The organism is Microvirga arsenatis, assembly GCF_009910705.1.
In the GTDB taxonomy this organism is placed as follows: Bacteria; Pseudomonadota; Alphaproteobacteria; order Rhizobiales; family Beijerinckiaceae; genus Microvirga; species Microvirga arsenatis.
In genome coordinates this window covers 210,767-226,183 of sequence record NZ_JAAAXJ010000005.1, presented here as the reverse complement: position 1 = coordinate 226,183, position 15,417 = coordinate 210,767, and the positions used below count along the sequence as shown (strand labels likewise).

The 15,417-nt window shown below is 64.7% G+C and carries 20 protein-coding genes; 9 read left to right on the top strand and 11 right to left on the bottom strand.

What is annotated here, in order from left to right; translation table 11 throughout:
- Positions 1-104 precede the first annotated feature (104 nt).
- The 11 genes from GR303_RS12380 to GR303_RS12330 all read right to left on the bottom strand — a co-directional run bounded on the left by GR303_RS12380 (position 105) and on the right by GR303_RS12330 (position 9,644).
- On the bottom strand, positions 105-713 hold the full coding sequence (locus tag GR303_RS12380; protein WP_161725839.1) for a phage tail protein: 609 nt from the start codon (positions 711-713) through the stop codon (positions 105-107).
- 92 nt (positions 714-805) lie between these two features.
- Positions 806-1,567 (bottom strand): hypothetical protein, encoded by a 762-nt coding sequence (locus tag GR303_RS12375; RefSeq protein WP_161725840.1) that lies wholly within the window; start codon positions 1,565-1,567, stop codon positions 806-808.
- 340 nt (positions 1,568-1,907) lie between these two features.
- Positions 1,908-4,697 carry a phage/plasmid primase, P4 family gene (locus GR303_RS12370; RefSeq protein WP_210254027.1) on the bottom strand — a complete coding sequence of 930 codons (2,790 nt, stop codon included), beginning with the start codon at positions 4,695-4,697 and terminating at the stop codon, positions 1,908-1,910.
- Between the two features lie 8 nt (positions 4,698-4,705).
- On the bottom strand, positions 4,706-7,219 hold the full coding sequence (locus GR303_RS12365) for a DNA methyltransferase (RefSeq protein WP_343038489.1): 2,514 nt from the start codon (positions 7,217-7,219) through the stop codon (positions 4,706-4,708).
- Positions 7,216-7,434, bottom strand: a complete 219-nt coding sequence (locus tag GR303_RS12360) for a hypothetical protein (RefSeq protein ID WP_161725842.1) — start codon at positions 7,432-7,434, stop codon at positions 7,216-7,218. Before GR303_RS12360 ends, GR303_RS12365 begins: the two co-directional genes overlap by 4 nt.
- Positions 7,431-7,613 (bottom strand): hypothetical protein, encoded by a 183-nt coding sequence (locus tag GR303_RS12355; RefSeq protein WP_161725843.1) that lies wholly within the window; start codon positions 7,611-7,613, stop codon positions 7,431-7,433. Before GR303_RS12355 ends, GR303_RS12360 begins: the two co-directional genes overlap by 4 nt.
- Positions 7,610-7,849, bottom strand: coding sequence for a hypothetical protein (locus GR303_RS12350; protein WP_161725844.1), 240 nt, complete (start codon positions 7,847-7,849; stop codon positions 7,610-7,612). The genes GR303_RS12355 and GR303_RS12350 overlap by 4 nt, the downstream gene beginning before the upstream one ends.
- A gap of 4 nt (positions 7,850-7,853) precedes the next feature.
- Entirely contained in the window at positions 7,854-8,312 is a 459-nt protein-coding gene (locus GR303_RS12345; RefSeq protein WP_161725845.1) for a hypothetical protein, read from the bottom strand.
- A 93-nt stretch (positions 8,313-8,405) separates the two neighbouring features.
- Positions 8,406-8,918, bottom strand: coding sequence for a hypothetical protein (locus GR303_RS12340; protein WP_161725846.1), 513 nt, complete (start codon positions 8,916-8,918; stop codon positions 8,406-8,408).
- An 88-nt stretch (positions 8,919-9,006) separates the two neighbouring features.
- Entirely contained in the window at positions 9,007-9,408 is a 402-nt protein-coding gene (locus GR303_RS12335) for a hypothetical protein (RefSeq protein WP_161725847.1), read from the bottom strand.
- Positions 9,405-9,644: a transcriptional regulator gene (locus tag GR303_RS12330; protein WP_161725848.1), complete on the bottom strand. Its 240-nt coding sequence runs from the start codon at positions 9,642-9,644 to the stop codon at positions 9,405-9,407. Before GR303_RS12330 ends, GR303_RS12335 begins: the two co-directional genes overlap by 4 nt.
- A 23-nt stretch (positions 9,645-9,667) precedes the next feature.
- On the opposite strand from GR303_RS12330, the gene GR303_RS12325 reads away from it, so the two are divergent.
- The 9 genes from GR303_RS12325 to dnaN all read left to right on the top strand — a co-directional run bounded on the left by GR303_RS12325 (position 9,668) and on the right by dnaN (position 15,416).
- Entirely contained in the window at positions 9,668-10,468 is an 801-nt protein-coding gene (locus GR303_RS12325; protein ID WP_161725849.1) for an XRE family transcriptional regulator, read from the top strand.
- 18 nt (positions 10,469-10,486) lie between these two features.
- Positions 10,487-10,843: a hypothetical protein gene (locus GR303_RS12320; protein ID WP_161725850.1), complete on the top strand. Its 357-nt coding sequence runs from the start codon at positions 10,487-10,489 to the stop codon at positions 10,841-10,843.
- A gap of 467 nt (positions 10,844-11,310) precedes the next feature.
- On the top strand, positions 11,311-11,691 hold the full coding sequence (locus GR303_RS12315; protein WP_161725851.1) for a hypothetical protein: 381 nt from the start codon (positions 11,311-11,313) through the stop codon (positions 11,689-11,691).
- Positions 11,692-11,699: 8 nt separating this feature from the next.
- Positions 11,700-11,921 carry a hypothetical protein gene (locus GR303_RS12310; protein WP_161725852.1) on the top strand — a complete coding sequence of 74 codons (222 nt, stop codon included), beginning with the start codon at positions 11,700-11,702 and terminating at the stop codon, positions 11,919-11,921.
- The gene (locus GR303_RS12305) at positions 11,921-12,196 is read left to right on the top strand and encodes a hypothetical protein (RefSeq protein WP_161725853.1); all 276 of its coding nucleotides are present in this window, start codon (positions 11,921-11,923) and stop codon (positions 12,194-12,196) included. The genes GR303_RS12310 and GR303_RS12305 overlap by 1 nt, the downstream gene beginning before the upstream one ends.
- Entirely contained in the window at positions 12,193-12,852 is a 660-nt protein-coding gene (locus GR303_RS12300) for a hypothetical protein (protein WP_161725854.1), read from the top strand. The genes GR303_RS12305 and GR303_RS12300 overlap by 4 nt, the downstream gene beginning before the upstream one ends.
- Before the next feature lie 25 nt (positions 12,853-12,877).
- On the top strand, positions 12,878-13,210 hold the full coding sequence (locus GR303_RS12295; RefSeq protein WP_161725855.1) for a hypothetical protein: 333 nt from the start codon (positions 12,878-12,880) through the stop codon (positions 13,208-13,210).
- 36 nt (positions 13,211-13,246) lie between these two features.
- Entirely contained in the window at positions 13,247-14,245 is a 999-nt protein-coding gene (locus GR303_RS12290; RefSeq protein WP_246205782.1) for a DUF2303 family protein, read from the top strand.
- 52 nt (positions 14,246-14,297) lie between these two features.
- Entirely contained in the window at positions 14,298-15,416 is a 1,119-nt protein-coding gene (dnaN, locus tag GR303_RS12285; RefSeq protein WP_161725856.1) for a DNA polymerase III subunit beta, read from the top strand.
- Position 15,417 lies beyond the last annotated feature (1 nt).

The window sequence follows — 15,417 nt, the reverse complement described above, 5'->3', positions numbered from 1 at the left end:
GGTGGATTACTGGCAGAAATTCGGGAGCGATCTCGCCCGCGAGAGGGTGGGGCCCGGGAAGGACCCGCACCCCCTCGGGGCGCATGAGGTAGGCGTGGCCTCGGTCAAAGCAGACCCTCGATCTGCATAAGGATATCCATTTCATGCTCGAGCCTCTTGGGCAGATCGCTCTGCACGACTTGGAAGAACGCCGCCTCTGTTGCACCCTGCACCATCTCCTCAGGGATAGTGAGGTTGGACTTAACCTTCTCGATCTTACCCCGCCACTTGCCACCCTCCACGTTGCGGAACACATGTCCGCCGAGCTTGGAGATGCCGACCCGGTTGGGGTGAAGGCCGCCACGAATAAACGTGCCGGGGTACAACCGGCGTTTGCCCCATGGTTTGGCTGAAACACCTTTTCGCACCTCACGTGCATCAAAGTACTTCAGCGAGATGTTGCCGCCGCGAGATTCGATGATGTAGGAGGAGCGCGCATCCAGCCGCCCGATCTTGGGATTCCCGTACTTGACCGGGTTCACCTTCAGCGCCCGAACGATAACTTTGCGCTTGAGGCCCGTCTGCTTGGTCAGGCTGCGGATCATCGCCGTGCGGGCTTTCGCCCCAGTATGGTTCAGCGCACGGCCGATAGCCAGCGGCGCATTCTCTCCCAAAGCTTCGAGCTTGTTGGCAAACCGTGTGAGATCGACCGTATCGACCTTGATCTCGATCACATGACCCACCCCGAAACGCAAAACCCCGGCGCGGAGCCGGGGTTTTCTTGACCTGATTGACTGTGACCAGAATAGCGTCAAGGGGGCATCTGTCAAATCGCCTTTTTCCTTCGCCTCTCCAAGAGTTTAGCATGGGTAGCCTCGCACATCGGACCGATGTCGATGATCTTTTTTTCGCGCTGTTCCTCCCACCAGGGCGCCGCCGGCGCGCGCGGGCCGGTGACAGTGAAGAGCTCCAGCTCGCCTGCGAGTTCCTCCGCCAGGGCCGCCAGCGCGGCGCGCCACACGTGGTAGCGCGCCCGCGCCACGCTCACCTCCTGCGCAGAGATCTCAGCGGCCTCGTGATCCGGCACGTGCCGCCCGCGCGCATCGATGCGCATCGGTTGCCCCGGTCGCCAGCCCTCGTATACGTCGGGCCTGTCGCCCCGCTTGGCATGCAGCACGACGAGGGCCGATGTCACCGCCCGCTCCACCGGGCGGGCGGGACCATCCGCCGGCCGTACCTCGAAGCCGCGCGCCGTCTTGCGGATGGAAAAGCCCAGCGCCTCCTCCTCCGCCCGGTCCCAGACCTGCGCATGGTCGTCGCCTGCCTCGATGAACATCTCTCCCAGGCGCAGCACCGCCGCGTGCACCCGGTCGGCATCCTCGTGCGCCGTCGAGCCCGGCGCGTCCATGCCGGCGCCCGTAGTCGGGATGAGCAGCCCGAGCTCGGCGATCATCTTCAACGCCCCGAAGCCCGGAGACCACGCCGGCGGCGGCTCACGGTCCTCCCGCAGCAGCGTGGTCCGGTCAATCACCATGTCCCGATAGGCCCAGATCAGCAGGTCCTCGATATCGATTGTCGCCTTTTCCATAGCCCCTAATCCTGTTGCGAGAGTTGCGAGGGTTGATCGAGGGTTTTCAAAAACCCTCGCAGCCCCATTTTCTTCAACACCTTCATATATTTAGTTACTCTTCTACGAGGGTTGCGAGGGTTTGTCCCATATACATGAGAATTTTCATCGTCTTAGAAATCCTCCCCCGTAGCCCCAAAACATATACATACGCGAGGCTAAACCCTCGCAACCCTCGCAGAACACGCGCAACCCTTTGATCATGCTCACTTAAGTGGTTTGCGAGGGTTTCGTATAACCCTCGCAAACCCTCTCAACCCTCGAAAGAATACACGCGTACGCGAGGGTTTCGGCCATCGCCTTAGTCGTCATAGGGGCTGCGGGGTTGCGCATCCGGGCGCGGTGGCACGTCGTGCAGCCGGCAATCGACGTACTGGCGGATGCGGCTCTTGTCGTCGCGGGCGAACTTGGTCTTCATCACCCGGCCGAACTTGGTCTCGAACACCGGCTTCTTCGCGTTCGCAATGCACCACGACACGTAGGAATCGTACATCGTCCGTGCCGGCACATTCTCGCCAGGCGCCTTCTCCACGCAGTCCGCCGCGAACTGCCCGATCGGGTCCATCTCGTCGCGGTACTCCTGCGTGGCGGCCCTCACCTCGTCGGGCAGCACGAGCCCTTCCCTGAGGTAGGTGATGGCCCCTTCGACAAGCCAGTTGAGGATGCCGGACTGCTCGTCGGCAAAGCCGCTCACCACATCCTCGAAGTTGCCCTGCCGGCTTTCCTCCAGTGTCACTGGCCAGTGGATCACCGCAATGCGGCGCCAGATGCCGTTGTCGGTGCCGTCGATGCGCGGGAAGCCGTTGCCGGACATGTGCGCCTTGAACACGGGCTGGAACTCGAAGAAACCCTTGAACAGCGATCGCACCGGGATCTTCTCGCCGCCCGTGAGCTTCTTCACCAGGTCTTCCTGCACGGGCTTGTCCGCCGGCAGCTCGAGCACGCGCACCACGCGCCGGCCGTAGAGCCGCGCAAGATCCGGGCTGGCGCCGGCGCCGGAGCGTTCCGAGGAGCCGACGATGGACTCCGACGGCAGGCCCACGGCGAGAGGCCCGAAGAGGCGCATCAGCACCTCCATGAAAACCGACTTGCCGTTGGCGCCGAGCCCATAGTGAAACAACAGCTTCTGAATCGGCAGCCCCAGCAACCCGAGCCCGGAGAACACCTGCACGCAGCGGCGCACGCTCTCCACGGGTAGGAATTCCTCAAGGAACGCGGTCCATTTCGGGCATGCCGCCTGCGGATCGTAGAGCACCGGCACGATATGGGTGATGTAATCCTCGCGCCGGTGTCCTTCGATCACCTCCACCCTGCCGGTCATGCGCGGCTCGTCGGAATTGGCGTTCTCGTCGTCGACCATGCGCACGAAGCGCAGGGTATGCGCCTTGGTGGCGACGAGCATAGGGTCAGCATTGAAGGCGTCCGGCCGGCGGGTGAGATGCGGCGCAGCGCAGGCGAGCATGGCCTCCAGCCTCGCCTTGTTCTTGGACGAGACGGCGAACTGCCGGCGCGCCTTCTTGCGCTTGTCCAGGGCCGCCCGGGCTTCCTTACCGGCGGAAATCGATCGCTCCAAGTCGCGCACCTTCGCCTTGTCGGCATCGTTCCACTCGGACCGCCGGGTTTCCATTGCCGCGAGTTCCGCCGAGGCTCGCTCCGCATCCGCCAGAAGACGCTTCTCATGCGGCAGGAAGGTGAGGAAGTCGGCCTCCAGGGCAATGCGGCCGCCGATCTTCTGAGCGACCCGCAGGGCGGCGTCGTTGCCGCTGACGATATCCCAATGCGTTCCTGTCCAGGCGAGGAAATCGAGATTGCGCGCGCCTTCCTGCTCCATCACGCAGAGATCCTGCCCGAAATGCGCGATCAGCCGGCGGCCGTTGTCGGTGTCGGAGTGATCGAGGGCCGCGCAGCGCTCCAGCACCTCGGGATCGACACCCGTGGCATCGGCATCCGATGGCCCGGCATCACCATCCTCGTCGAAACGGTCACCGGAAGCGCCGCCGTCATCGAAGGTTCCCTCAGGCTCCTGAGACGACGGGGCTGCGGGGCGCGCCTCGGATCGAGGCGGCGCCACACGCGCGCCCTGCTTGGAGCCGAATCGCTCGGCCCGTTCGCGGGCCTTGGCGGCCACGTCAGTGAGATCGCGCGGCTGCATCAGGCCTGCCTGGAAACCGGACTGAATCGTGTCGCGCACGGATTTCCAGCCATCATCCTTCACCAAACCGCTGCGGTTGGCGGCATCCTCCAGCGAGGCCCGCACCACGCTCTCGGTGAGCACGCCCGCCGCGACGAGCTGCGCCAGCGCGAAGGCGGCCCGATTCAGCGCGTGATTGCGCTGGCCGGATCCGGCACGGGCCACCTCCTGGATTTCCTTGTCCATGGCGGCAATGGCATAACGGCGCACGCTGTCATCCGCCGGGTCGCTTGGCGACGGCGCCGAAGGGGGCACCCGCTCCCGCTGCCGGTCGCGGGAGAACTCCCCGCGTCGGAGGATCACGTCGAGCAGCCGCGGCGGTAGCGCGGGTGGAGGCTCGTCGTCGGGTTCCGCTTCCCAGGCGTATGCGAGGCCGTCGACCATCACCGACGGCGGCACGATCACGTAGCCCCCCTCGCCACGAATATCCACGTGCTCGCGGATCGCCTCGTCGATGCCTTCCACATGTTTGAACAAGGCCGCACGGTTGCCGAGCTTCTCGCCCTCCGGCAGATCGGGATAGGCGAACCACAGGTGCAGCCCGCCCGATTGCGTGCGCACCACCGGGCAGGGCGGCAGCACGCCGCCACAGAAATCTGTCACTGCCCGCAGCATCGTGTCGGCGGGAAACGTCTCAGGGTCGAGATCGAGCACCACGATACCGGAGCGGGCACCCGTCGGCAGACCGATCAGAGCCTTGGGCCACCGCCGCCACCACTCGCGGATCTGCGCCCCATCCGTGGTGGCGAGGTACAGGCCTCCATCCTTCGCGCCGGGCTGCGTCTCCTTCGGAGTGAGCGGCCGCTTCGAGACGCCCTTCTCCTGGCTGGGCGAGCATGGGAACACAGGCCATCCGCGCGCCGCATAGGCCAGCGCCATGCCAAGGAGAGGCGATTCCACGGGCGCGTTCATTCTGCGGCTTCCAGAGAGGGCGGCGCGAAATCGAAGAGCGACGGCATCGCCATTTGGCGCTCCTTCGCCTCAAGGTACTTGACCCCATCGAAGAAATAGCCGGTGTTGAGTTCCGCAGCTCGGCCCCTGCGACCCAGATGCAGTGCCCGATAGGGGACCGTGAACAACCCGCCGAAAGGATCGAAGACGAGTTCACCCTTGTTGGAATAACGCTCGATGCAGCGGTCGACGATATCGAACTGCAAGGGACAGACATGCTTCTCGCGGCCCTTCGCCGACTGGTTCGTGTTCAGGGTCAGCATGCGGTTGACATCGTCCCATACGAAGGCGCTGGACGCCCCCGGCATCAGGGCCATGAAGGTCGAGGGCAGCGCATGGCGGGTCTGGAGTGCTTCGCCGATCCGGACGTGGTGCTCGTAGTCGTAAATGCTCTGCAGGCTGTAGGCCCTGAACACCTTGGCGAGAACATCAGGCGGCAGCGCCGCCATCTCGTCCGGCGACAGAAGACGATCTCCGCTGGAACGCCAGCGGGCATGGGCATCGATCTGCCAGCGCGCGAGGCTGTAATCCTCGATCCTCTTGACGACCGGATCGTCGGCATAGGACCGGCTGCGGTCGGTGGGCAGCTTGCGCATGAGCAGCAGGTATTCGGGCGAACCCACGCCCATCTTGGTCCCGTCCTTGCGCATTTCCGTGTAGCCGAGACGATAGGTCTGGTTGTTCTCCCTCACCACGTCGGTGTCGATCTGGATCATGCCCATATAGGCAAACCCATGCGACATGCAGTGAAAGAGCGTCTTGGCATGGAAGGGATTGACCGTCGGCGTTCCGTAGCCGGTCACCGACCCGAACAGGATCCGGTCCTTGACATGAATGCAGGCAAGCCGACCGGGCTTGAGGATCCTGAGCAGCTCCGGGGTGAGAAAGTCCATCTGGGCAAAGAAATGCTCGTCGCCGTCCGTATGCCCGAAATCGTTGTAGCTTGGCGTGTACTCGTAGTGGTTCGAGAAGGGGATCGACGTGACGATCAGATCGATGCTGTTGTCCTCGATCAGTCGGCATTCCTCGACGCAATCGTTGTTGGCGACCAACCAACCCTCACCGCTCGCCTCGATCCGCTCCACTCCGATGGAGCGCGTCAGAACCTCGGCCATGGTCAGATGATTGAGGCCGTGCTCCCTGATGATCTCAGTCATAGTTTCAACCATCTCGTTGTGCTGCGCCCACTTGGCCTGGAGTGTGCGGAGAACCTCGCGCTCGCTCTCGGCGTAGATGATGTGGATCTCCACCGGATGCGCCTGCATGAAGCGCTGGATGCGGTGAATCGCCTGGATGAAGTCGTTGAACTTGAAGCCGATGCCGAGGAAAATTGCCTTGTGGCAGTGGCGCTGGAAGTTGCAGCCCGATCCGGCGATCACGGGCTTTGCGGCCAGGTACTGAAACCGGCCCTCGCTGAAGTCGACGATGGCGCGCTCGCGCTCCTCCAGGTCCTGCGCCCCATAGACGCTCACGGCCCTCGGCACGGCGGCCTCGATGGCGCGCCGCTCGTCCTCGAGGTCGTGCCAGAGGAGGTAGTGACTTTCGGGATCCGCCTGCAGAATCGCCTGCATGGCGGCGATGCGCGCCGGCAGGCTGTCGCGCTTCTCCTTGGCCGTGTCGGTCAGGTTCAGGGCGGCATCGCGGAAAAGGATGCCCTGTCCGTCCCGGTCAGGGCCTGCTGCCGCCAGATCGATTTGAACCTCGTGGTAGACCACCGTCAGCGGCGGAAGCTCGTAGCCATCATCCGGGAAGCCGAGATCGGACGGCCGCTGCAGGAAGATGGCCCAGGAGTTGAGCCAGAGCCAGAACTCCTTTTCCTTGTGCGGATAGAGTGTGAGGTTGTTGGCCTTGGAGCTGTCGCGCTGGAAGAACCGGGTCAGCGCCTGGCCCGTATCCATGACGCCAAGGAAGCCAGCATAGTGAATCAGCTCCTTGTAGCGGTTTGGGCTCGGGGTCGCGGTCGCCACGAACCGATAGCGCACATGGTCGAAGAGCGAGAGAAAGGTCTGGTAGGTCTTGGAGCCGAACGACCGCAGGACGGAGGCCTCGTCGAGGCTCGCCACGTCGAACAGATTGGGATCCAGCTTTCCGTCCCGCACGGTCTCGTAGTTCGTCATGTAGAGGCCCGGCCCGTCGATCTCCTCGGGCCTGCGGATGAACCGGATCGTCAGGCCGAGCATGGCCGCATCCCGGGTGAACTCCTGACGGACGCCGAGCGGGATCACGAGGAGCCCCCGTCCGCTGTCACCCACACCCTTCAGGACCAGCCGCATCGCCTCGAGCTGCATGACCGATTTGCCGAGACCGAAGGCGGCGAAGATGGCACGACGGCCGCCACGAACCGCCCATTGCACGATGGCCTTCTGATGCGGCTTCAGGAGCGGGTTGATCTCGTCGAGTTCCACATGGAATCCGATCGAGGGCGCCATCCGCACCTTCTGTTCGAGAAACGTGCGATAGGAGGCGCTCACGACACCAGCCTCATCTCGGCAGGTCGGCGCACCAGCAGGTCGCCGCGCAGGTGGCGCATCTGGTCGAGGGCCTGGCGCAGCTGCGCCTTCACCCGCTCCAGCTGCGCGATGTCCTCCGCCGAGCCGCCGTAAAGGCGCGCGGCTTCGAGGTCGCGCGCGATGTCGAGCGAGATCTTCGACATCTCGCGGATGGCCCGGTTGAGCGGCGTGGTCATCCGCGCCTCCCGAGCCTGTGGCAGACCGCGTCCACCAGCCGGTCGCACCAATGGATGGCGAGCAGAAGGAGGATTGCCGAGACGATGAAAGGAACCGACACCACCACGAAGCCGAGCGCGCCGTGCGCCCCCTTGGCGAGGGTGAGGAAGTAGAGATATTCGATCCACAGCTGCATCATGGCAGGACTCGCACGGGTTCGTTGACGGAGGACGGCGCGGCGAGCGCCGCCTGGATGAGTTCCCAGGCCCGTTGATCCCACAGGCCCCGCGCGGCGAGGATGGCGGGCAAACGCCTGGGCGAGAGGTGCAGGGCGCGGCAGATCGCGGGATGCGGGTAGCCCAGCCGGTGCATGCGCCGTGCGGCGGCATGCGCCCGGCGGCGGTTCACCCGCACGATGTGAGGGCCGCGGCGCATGAGGCTATCCTGCGCGAAGGCACAGGGCCGACCAGCCGGGCGGCGGGTCGCCGAGCACGAGGGCGGTTACGTTCGCCGGCAGCATGCGCCGAAACGGAAGGAACTCCTCCGGCGGCTCGCGGGCCTCGGCCAGCGACGGGCAGTTCTCCGGCGAGCCGAATTCCCTTTCGAGGTCCGCCAGCACCGCCGCGTTGATCGCGACGAGCTCCTCGTAAGCCATCTCGCCGTCGGTCTCGTGCTGCACGATCTCGTCGTGCGTCGGATCCTCGGGCGGCTGGCGCTTGCTGTGCGTGGTGCCGACATCGTTCAGCAAGGCGTGCACCCGCCGCACCCACGAAAAGGGCGCTCCGGTCTCGGCGACGGTCTTGCGGAGAGAAAGCCCCTGCCTCAGGCAGGCGGCGATGGCCTTGCGCGTGGCCGGCGGAATCGCACCGGCCTGCGGCAGGTCTGCATGCTTCTGCATTGGTTGCCCCTACACTCGAATTACGCAACACCGGGCCTCTTGGCCTCTTGGTCTTGGGCGGCAGGTGTTCCCGCTCGCCGGGATGGTGCCGCGTCAGCCCCCGCGCGGCACCATCCGCAGCGGCGTGGGCTGCGTCGCCTCCCCCGCCTTCACCGCCGCCAGGCGCTGACGCTGCTCGGTGGCCTTGGCGATCAGATCGGCGAGTTGCCGGTCGACGATGTCCGCCTCCACCGGAGTCATCGTGAGATCGGAGAGTGCGTCCGCCGCCGCAGCGCCCACCTCTGCGCTGGAGCGCATGACCTCCGCATGGCCGCGGGCGACGCACGCGACGGTCGCACCCTGCGCAGCATCGGGATCGTTGAGCCGCCGCCCGTTCAGCTCCGCCATCACGGCGGTGATGTACGGAATGCCGCATTCGGCCTCGAGAGCGAGCGCCGCGGGCAGCGGGATGATGTCCGGGTCGGTGGAGGACTGGTAGCGCCCGATGGTGCTCTTGCCGAGGCTGGCGACTTCGCCGGACCGGTCGAGGCCGCCGCAGGCTTTCACGAGATCGCGGGTAGCGGCCTTGATGCGGTGGAACCAGGCATCGGAGATCGGGCGGTTCATGAGACACCTCGGGCGTCAACGGGAAAAAGCGCAGGCTTTTCCCAGAGCGGGAACGGTTAAGCTTTGCGATGGTGGCGGCGTTACGACATCACGGAGGACCCCGCACATGAACGCCCTGCCCCGCACCAGTCCCGCCCGCACCCACCTGAAGGAGGCGCTGCGCAGCCTCGCGCTCGCTCAACGCGAGGGCGGACTCGATCTGGTTCAGGGAAAAGCCGATCCGGCACATCCGCTTCTGGATGCAGGCCATGTCGTCACGGGAATGCCCGCCCCGCATCTCGGCAAAGCGGCACATCCACCACTGAATGGATCTCAGATCGCCGTTACCGTCGATCCGGCTCATCCGCTCGCAGGAGCGCCCCAGGTCATCGACGGAGAGGCCGAGGCGGCCCGCCCGCAGATAGTCGGCTATGTCCTCGGCGCCGAGCGCCCAGCTCGCGAAGGAGGGCAGGAAGCCGAAGATGTACTGGGAGGGAGGCCGCTCGGTCATGGGGACACCTCCGAGCCAGGAGGCGCCAGATCGGTCGGGGGCGGATACAGATCAGGGCGAAGCTCATAGCGCGACACGCCCGTGACCCTCTCCACATCGAGGACACGAGCGGGCGGAATGCGCTGCCACTGCGAAATGGCCTGAGAGGTAATCTCAACGCCGATCTCGTTCAGGAGACGAGCCAAGCCGACCGGCCCGCCCGCCTTTTCCTTCGCCTCTGTCAGTCCATCGCTCATGAACCAATGAAAGCATATCTTTCATGAACACGCAAGCGTATCTGTTGATGAATGAAAGCATCTGTTTCGACATTCTGCCCCCCATGGAAACGACCGGTGGACGGATCCGGCACCTGCGCGCGCGGGTGCTCGGATTAACTCAGGAAGAGTTTGCGCAGCAGCTGCAGGTAACCCGCGGCGCCGTCGGCAATTGGGAACGCGATCAGGGGATCAAGAACGACAACATCGTCCGGATTGCCGATAGGTTCGGCGTCAGCGTCGACTGGCTGGTGAATGGCCGCGGAACCCCTCCCGATGGATCCGCGCCCCCCAAGCCAGCAGCACCATCGGGTATGCTTACTGACGCACCTCCCCCCAACATCGATCTGTCCCAGGCAGAGGACCTGCCTCATTTCCGAGGATTCGGCGGCCCGAGGAACGTTCCGGAATACGGGGCGGCCATCGGCGGCCGGCGCGGCGATGCCGATTTCCAGTTCAATGGCCAGACGGTGGACTGGGCGCCGCGCCCGCCCGGCATCATGCACAAGAAGGACGTTTATTCCCTTCGCGTGACCGGCATCAGCATGATCCCCAAATATGAGGAGGGCGAACGGATCTATGTCGATCCGCACCGGCCCCCTGCCATCATGGATTACGTCGTGATCGAGCTGAAGCCGTCGGAGGAGGGGGAGCCCGGCGACGGCTTCATCAAGCGCCTCGTGCGGCGCACCCCGACCAAAATCGTGGTGTCGCAGTTCAATCCGCCCATGGAGATCGAATTCGACCGCGACGAGGTGAAGAGCCTGCACCGCGTCATCCCCGTGGACGAGCTGCTGGGCATTTAGAGCAGAGGAGAGATGGGAATGAAGATCACCGCCCTGTGCCTTTCGACGGCAACGATACACCTCCTCTCGTCGGTGCCGGGCGCGGCCCAGACCTTCACCCAATCGCAGCGAAACGCCATGAATCACGTTTCGCAGGTACTCGCGGCAGCCACAGCCTGCCCGGAATACAAGCCCAATCTCGTTTTGCTGGCCCTCATCGGCGTGCAGTACAAGTTCAGCATCGAAGACCCCAAGGTCAACGCGATCATCGTTGCCAAGGCGAAAGAGCACAAAGCCGGAATCGAGGCCGCCGGGAAGACCATCGGCTGCCTGGCAGCATGGGCCCTCTACGGACCGGGAGGCCAGAACGTCCCGGATCTGCTTTCCCGAAACTGACAAAGCGCTTTCACCCTCATTGTAGAAAGTGTTTGAACCAGCGCGGATTGAGGGAGATGTTCTTCCCCTCCCCGCGACGCTCCCGGCAATGCCGGCAGCAGAGCTTGCTCCCGAGCTGCGGGAACGTCCGAAATCCCTCCATGTCGAGCTCCAGAAGTTCGCGCCGGTGAAAGCGCCGGGTGCGGCCGCAATCCTCGCAATGGATGTCCACCGCCCAGGCTTGGCGCAATTCGCTCACACCACTCTGATACCGCATCGCTGCCCCGTCTGTTCTCATTTCGTTCATGGTGCGGTAACGTTATCTAGGAGTCGAGTCTCTTCTCTCTATCCACAGGAATTCACAGGTCGGGACTTTGCCCGCGCAAGTGCGCGCGGATGCCAATTTGAAAGTTTTGCTTTCATAGAGCTTGCGCCTATCTGAAAGTTATGCTTTCGTTGCTCCATCAACACACCGATGGGGGCATTCCATGGGGCACGAGCGAAACGAGGCGAAGACCGCCACGCATGACGGCTGGATCTGGCCGGTTCCACGACATGAGATGCGGGTTCACGAATGCATCCGGCAACGGATGGTCGAGGACCTGCGCCGGCTGAAGGCCGAGGCCGGCGAGGAGCCGGTGAACCTGTGCGACGCCGGATGGACCGAGCACCAGGTGGCGATCCACGGTCTGGCGGCGAAGAACCGCCTTGAGCGGAGCGAGCGCGACGAGGTGCACCGCACCGCGCCCTCCGCGCAAGGCTTCGCGCGGGTTCAGCGTTTCGCCAGCGGCGCCGCCGAGCTCGCGAGCCTCGCCATGTTCTTCGGGGCCGTCGCCATCTGGGCCGCTCACTTCACCGGCAAGCTGTGAGGCGCACCATGGCCAAGGGCAAATCCCCCTACAAGCGTTACGGCAAGACCCCGCACCGCTATTCCGAGCTCTACCAGCGCTGGCGCTCCGCGCGTCTGCGCGGCGACGATGCCGAGGCCCGAGCGCTGGCCCGCCAGCACGAGGCCCGGTTCATGGGCGGCGCGGCGCACGAGGTCTGGGACATCAATCTGTCGAGGGGTGACGTCCAGATCATGAAGGAGGCCGCGTGATGTCCTTGGCGCAATCCACCGACAGGATCGCGAACAGCACTCAGGAGGGCTCCCGTATCGGCGATGCCTTCTGGATCGAGTGGGCCTTGTTCAGGAACGCCGCCCGCCCCAACGACGAGATCCGGATGCTCACCGTTCGCGCAGGCACCATCAGCGGCCCGATCCTCGTGCGCGCACCGGTCACGCCGGAACTCGCGCAGGACCTGCTGCAATTCGCGAAGCGCCTCGCCGCAGCCGAGCGGCTCGTGCTGGAAAGACCGGAGGTGGCGCAATGACCTGGATGCAGACCGCCTCGGGTCGGGCCTTCGACCTGGTCAATCCTTCCGCCGACGATGTGAACTTCGACCTCGACGTCATCCCGGCGCTGGCGCGCATCCCGCGCTTCACGGGGCATGTGGCGGCAGGGCCCTACTCGGTGGCGCAGCATTGCGTGGAAGGGGCGCATGCCATCATGCGCGAGACCCGGCGCCGCGACATCGCCGCCGCCTTCCTCCTGCACGACGCGCACGAGGCCTATACCGGCGACATCGCCACGCCGATGGCGGAGGCCATCGCCGCCTGCAGCGGGCTCGTCGCGCTGCAGCGGACCGGCAGCGCGGACGTGGCCGCCACTTTCAACAAGACGGTCGAAGCCGCGCTCAAGCTGTTGAAACGCCGCGTCGACGGAGCGGTGCACGAGGCAGCCGGCCTCACCTACCCCCTGCCCGACGACGTGCGCGAGGCGGTGAAGCTGTGGGATCTCCGCATGCTCGCCACCGAACGGCGCCAGCTCATGGCGAAGGCGCCGAAGCCCTGGGCCGCAGCGATCGAGCAGGCCGAGCCCGTGCGCCTCGAGGGCCGCCTCAAGGTGTGGCCCTGGGCCTACGCGGCAGACGCCTACCGCGCCGCCCTCGACCTCTACTGCCCCACCGCGCTGCGGCGGGCGGCATAACCGCTTATCACCTGGAGTTCTTCCCATGAAACGCATCCGCGATGCGCAGACCATCATCGGCGCACTCGAAAACGGCGAGGCTGCCGCCGAGCTGTCGAAGGAGATCACCGAAACCCTCGCCGCGCTGAAAGAGCAGACAGGCGGTCGCGCCAAGGCGAAGGTGAAGGGTTCGGTGACCCTCAAGCTCGACATCGAGGTCGAGGGCAACAGCGCCACCATCACCGCCGACATCCAGTCGAAGCGCCCCAAACCTGTGCGCGGTTCGTCCTTTTATTGGGTTCTCGACGACGGCTCGCTCTCCACCGAGCACCCGCAGCAGATGAACATGTTTGCCGGCCCGCGCGAAGCAGCCGGTTGACCCTTCCCACCCAGCAGAAAGCCGTAGGGGCTCATCATGGAAAACAAAGACACCAAGACTGCCGAGACAGCCGAGCTCGTTGTCGGAGAAGCAATGCGACCGCTCGACCCTGCCTTCACGTTCGACGGCAGCACCATCGACCGCATTGCCGAACTCGGCACGAAAGCGACTAGCGTCGAGATCGTCACGATCAAAGCTCCCGCCGATCTAGTCGGCGTGCCAGCGGAAATCCCCGTCGCGATCATCCACGGCGACACTCCCACCCTCGTCGATGTGTCACGGCATTTCGAAAGTTATCGCACGTATCCCGGATTCAAGCGCGGCACAGCCACAGCGCTGACCCTCGATTCCTTCATCGCACTCGTCGACCGCCACAAGACCGGTGATTCTGTAGTCTTCGCCAACACGGATTGGAAGAAGCCAACCTTCACGGCCGTGATCGACTACCACCAGAACCAGAGTGGCGGCGCGGCTGACAATGGCAAGCATCGCATTCACTACGCTTTCCCCCTCTCGGAGGAGTGGCAGGCTTGGAACAAGCAGAACGGCGAGCCGATGGAACAGGCCGAATTCGCCGCCTTCCTCGAAGACCGCATCGCCGAACTCTCCAGCCCCACCGATGCCGAGAAGATCGCCCTCGAACGCGACTTCGCCACCACCGTCGCAACGCCGGCCGATCTGGTTCAGCTCTCGCGCGGCTTGCAGGTCAACGTCGAGGCGGTCGTGAAATCGGCCACGACCCTTCAGACCGGCGAGGGGCAGATCGTCTGGGAAGAAGTGCACAAGGATGCCGACGGTAAGCCGCTGAAGGTGCCAGGCATCTTCCTGCTCAGCATCGCACCATTCTTCATGGGTGAGCCCGTGCGAATTCCCGTGCGCCTGCGCTACCGCAAGGCTGGTTCGAGGATCGTCTGGTTCTACCAGCTCTACCGTCCCGACCAGCACATCACTGAGCGAGTGCGCGATGACCTGATCACGGTTGCTCGTCAAACCGGCCTGCCGACCTTCGAAGGCACACCGGAGATGCAGGGCTAAAACGTAAACCGGGCGGGCCTTGAGCCCGCCCACCCTCCCGAGGGCAACACCCATGAAGATCATTGCCGAACGCGCCGCGCTCCTCAAGAATCTCGCTGCCCTCAACCGGGTGGTCGAGAAGCGGACCACCATCCCAATCCTTTCCAGCGTTCTTCTGGATGCCGCCGGCGAGGCCCTGAACCTCAAGGCGTCGGATCTCGATATCGAGATGACCGGCCGCATTCACTGCCAGGTCGAGACCGCGGGCGCCATCACCGTGCAGGCTCACCTGCTGCACGACATCGTGCGCAAGCTGCCGGACGGCGCGCAGGTCGCCATCGAAGCCACCGACGGCGGAGGGCGCGTGGCCGTGAAGGCGGGCCGCTCGCGCTTCACGCTGCAGGCCCTGCCCGCATCCGATTTTCCGGACCTCGCCGCTGGCGAGTTCCCGCATTCCTTCACCCTGCCGGGCGTGGCACTGGCGAAGATGATCGCGCGCACCAGCTTCGCGATCTCGACGGAAGAGACGCGCTTCTACCTCAACGGCATCTATCTCCATGTCCAGGGCGGCCACCTCTATGCCGTCGCCACGGACGGTCACCGCCTGGCACGGGCTCATGTGGATGGGCCGTCTGGCCTGGAGGGGATGGACGGCATGCCGGGCGTGATCGTCCCGCGCAAGACCGTGGCCGAGCTCGCCCGCCTCGCCGAGGAAGCCGGGAAGGACGATGTACGCATCGACCTGTCACCGCACAAGATCCGCGCCGCCTTCGGCGATACGGTGCTGACCTCGAAGCTGATCGACGGCACCTTCCCGGACTATCAGCGTGTGATCCCGCGGGGCAACGACAAGGTCGCTACCGTCGAGATCACCGCCCTCAAGGCCGCTATCGATCGGGTGTCGAGCGTCTCCACCGAGCGCGGCCGGGCCGTGAAGCTCGCCTTCGACGACGGGCGCCTGACGCTCACCGTCGAGAATCCGGACGCCGGCACAGCGACCGACGAGATCGAAGTCGACTACGATGCCGAGGCTCTCTCCATCGGCTTCAACGCCAGGTACGCACTCGACATCGCCGGCGCGCTCGGCACCGACACGGCCGTGATCAGGCTCGCCGACAACGGCTCCCCGACGATCTTCCAACCCACCGCAGACGACAGCCTGCTCTGCGTGCTGATGCCGATGAGGGTTTAGT

What these genes read in the sequence shown, in the direction of transcription:
- GR303_RS12375 (WP_161725840.1), bottom strand. Translation starts at nt 1,567, where the DNA reads ATGGAAAAGGCGACAATCGATATCGAGGACCTGCTGATCTGGGCCTAT.
- GR303_RS12360 (WP_161725842.1), bottom strand. Translation starts at nt 7,434, where the DNA reads ATGACCACGCCGCTCAACCGGGCCATCCGCGAGATGTCGAAGATCTCG.
- GR303_RS12355 (WP_161725843.1), bottom strand. Translation starts at nt 7,613, where the DNA reads ATGATGCAGCTGTGGATCGAATATCTCTACTTCCTCACCCTCGCCAAG.
- GR303_RS12350 (WP_161725844.1), bottom strand. Translation starts at nt 7,849, where the DNA reads ATGCGCCGCGGCCCTCACATCGTGCGGGTGAACCGCCGCCGGGCGCAT.
- GR303_RS12345 (WP_161725845.1), bottom strand. Translation starts at nt 8,312, where the DNA reads ATGCAGAAGCATGCAGACCTGCCGCAGGCCGGTGCGATTCCGCCGGCC.
- GR303_RS12340 (WP_161725846.1), bottom strand. Translation starts at nt 8,918, where the DNA reads ATGAACCGCCCGATCTCCGATGCCTGGTTCCACCGCATCAAGGCCGCT.
- GR303_RS12335 (WP_161725847.1), bottom strand. Translation starts at nt 9,408, where the DNA reads ATGACCGAGCGGCCTCCCTCCCAGTACATCTTCGGCTTCCTGCCCTCC.
- GR303_RS12330 (WP_161725848.1), bottom strand. Translation starts at nt 9,644, where the DNA reads ATGAGCGATGGACTGACAGAGGCGAAGGAAAAGGCGGGCGGGCCGGTC.
- GR303_RS12325 (WP_161725849.1), top strand. Translation starts at nt 9,668, where the DNA reads ATGAACACGCAAGCGTATCTGTTGATGAATGAAAGCATCTGTTTCGAC.
- GR303_RS12320 (WP_161725850.1), top strand. Translation starts at nt 10,487, where the DNA reads ATGAAGATCACCGCCCTGTGCCTTTCGACGGCAACGATACACCTCCTC.
- GR303_RS12315 (WP_161725851.1), top strand. Translation starts at nt 11,311, where the DNA reads ATGGGGCACGAGCGAAACGAGGCGAAGACCGCCACGCATGACGGCTGG.
- GR303_RS12310 (WP_161725852.1), top strand. Translation starts at nt 11,700, where the DNA reads ATGGCCAAGGGCAAATCCCCCTACAAGCGTTACGGCAAGACCCCGCAC.
- GR303_RS12305 (WP_161725853.1), top strand. Translation starts at nt 11,921, where the DNA reads ATGTCCTTGGCGCAATCCACCGACAGGATCGCGAACAGCACTCAGGAG.
- GR303_RS12300 (WP_161725854.1), top strand. Translation starts at nt 12,193, where the DNA reads ATGACCTGGATGCAGACCGCCTCGGGTCGGGCCTTCGACCTGGTCAAT.
- GR303_RS12295 (WP_161725855.1), top strand. Translation starts at nt 12,878, where the DNA reads ATGAAACGCATCCGCGATGCGCAGACCATCATCGGCGCACTCGAAAAC.
- GR303_RS12290 (WP_246205782.1), top strand. Translation starts at nt 13,247, where the DNA reads ATGGAAAACAAAGACACCAAGACTGCCGAGACAGCCGAGCTCGTTGTC.
- dnaN (WP_161725856.1), top strand. Translation starts at nt 14,298, where the DNA reads ATGAAGATCATTGCCGAACGCGCCGCGCTCCTCAAGAATCTCGCTGCC.